Origin of the sequence: Mesorhizobium sp. M7A.F.Ca.ET.027.02.1.1 (genome assembly GCF_004022985.1) — a bacterium.
Taxonomy (GTDB): Bacteria; Pseudomonadota; Alphaproteobacteria; order Rhizobiales; family Rhizobiaceae; genus Mesorhizobium.
In genome coordinates this window covers 1-1447 of the sequence record NZ_RZOL01000735.1, presented here as the reverse complement: position 1 = coordinate 1447, position 1447 = coordinate 1, and the positions used below count along the sequence as shown (strand labels likewise).

The window sequence follows — 1447 nt, the reverse complement described above, 5'->3', positions numbered from 1 at the left end:
GTCGGCCACATCGGAAGGAAGAGCGATACGACCCTTGGCATCGCAAGCCTCCACTGTAAAATCTGCACTCTCTCCGGCCCGGCATCGGATCAGCTCGAGATGCCAGCGCGCCCGCCCGACTCCCTGGACGGGCAATGGCGTCGACGGCAGGACCGACACCCGCCAGCGGGTTTCGGCAGCGGTCGGCTGGCCAAAATCGGTTGCCTCCGTCTGGCGGCGCCAGCGGCGAATGGCGATGCCGATGGCGCCGGAGCTTTCGGCGGCGAGCTGAAGCCGCCGTGAGGCCGTCATCGAAAGCCGTGCAATCTCGGCAACGACGGCGCCAAAACCTCCGCGAAGGCCCTCCTCAAAACAGGCGAGAACCGACTTTTCGTCACCGGCCTCGACATAGATCACCCGTCCCGGAGGCAGGCCGGCCTGTTCGATCGCCGGGGCGAACAGATCAGGCCGGGTAACGCACCACAGCACCTTGCCGACAGTGCGTGCGGCAATCCCTGCTGCGAATAGTGCAGCGGCCGCGCCGTCGACAGCGCCATTCCCTCCGCCTGCGACCTCGTGCAGACCGCCAAAAGCCAGTCCCCTTCCCGGCAGAACCCTGTCGATCGCGGCCACTCCGAACGGCAAAACTGTACGCACGCGCGCATTTCCGCCTTCGAGGCGCGCGATGCGGTCTCGAAGCTCGGAAATGGCAGCAGGGGGCGCCGATACACTCATCTGACCCTTGAAACGCGGAAAGCCTGTGATATGTTCTACATTTGTTCTCGTCTTGACTAAGAGTCAACCGGGATGATGTCGTGCCCTGCGGAAGGAGGCATTCGATGCTCGGGCCATATCCTTCAATGCGAAAATGCGAGTTCCATTTTTGGAGTTTGCGCGCCACGGAGTGTCCGAAAATTGTAGCATATTTCGGACTCTTACCTTGCGCTTGTCCGAAACTTGTAGCATATTTCGGACATGTCCATCGTTGAGCCCGATACCGATCTTCGCTCGCGCCTGCTTGCCCGCATTGAGTCCAAACCCGACGAGGTCTGGACCCCCGGCGATTTCGCCGATCTCGGCGCGCGCGCCGCCGTAGACAAAACCCTGCAGCGCCTGGCAGCCGCCGGGGAGCTGCGCCGGATCGACCGAGGCCTCTATGACCGGCCGCGCACGAACATCCTTACTGGTCGCGCCACCGTGCCGGACTATCGCGCGGTCATCCGTGCCGTGACTCGCCGCGACAACGCGCGCGCCGTCATCGATGGTATGACGGCCGCCAACGACCTCGGCCTGACGACCGCCGTCCCCGCCCGAATAGAAGTGCTGGTCGATGCGCGGTTGAAGCCAATCAAGCTCGGCACGCAGGAAATCCACTTCAAATACGCTGCCCCTAGCCGCCTCTATTGGGCGGATCGGCCGGGGATGCGGGTCGTCCAGGCCTTGCATTGGATGCAGGACATGCTGACCC

2 protein-coding genes are annotated in these 1447 nt (G+C 63.2%); one reads left to right on the top strand and one right to left on the bottom strand.

What is annotated here, in order from left to right:
• On the bottom strand, positions 1-714 hold a 714-nt coding region (locus EN749_RS35705), incomplete at its 3' end, for an ImuA family protein (RefSeq protein ID WP_128364924.1).
• Between the two features lie 240 nt (positions 715-954).
• On the opposite strand from EN749_RS35705, the gene EN749_RS35700 reads away from it, so the two are divergent.
• Positions 955-1447, top strand: a 493-nt coding sequence (locus EN749_RS35700) for a DUF6088 family protein (RefSeq protein WP_128364923.1), incomplete at its 3' end; no start/stop codon positions are given.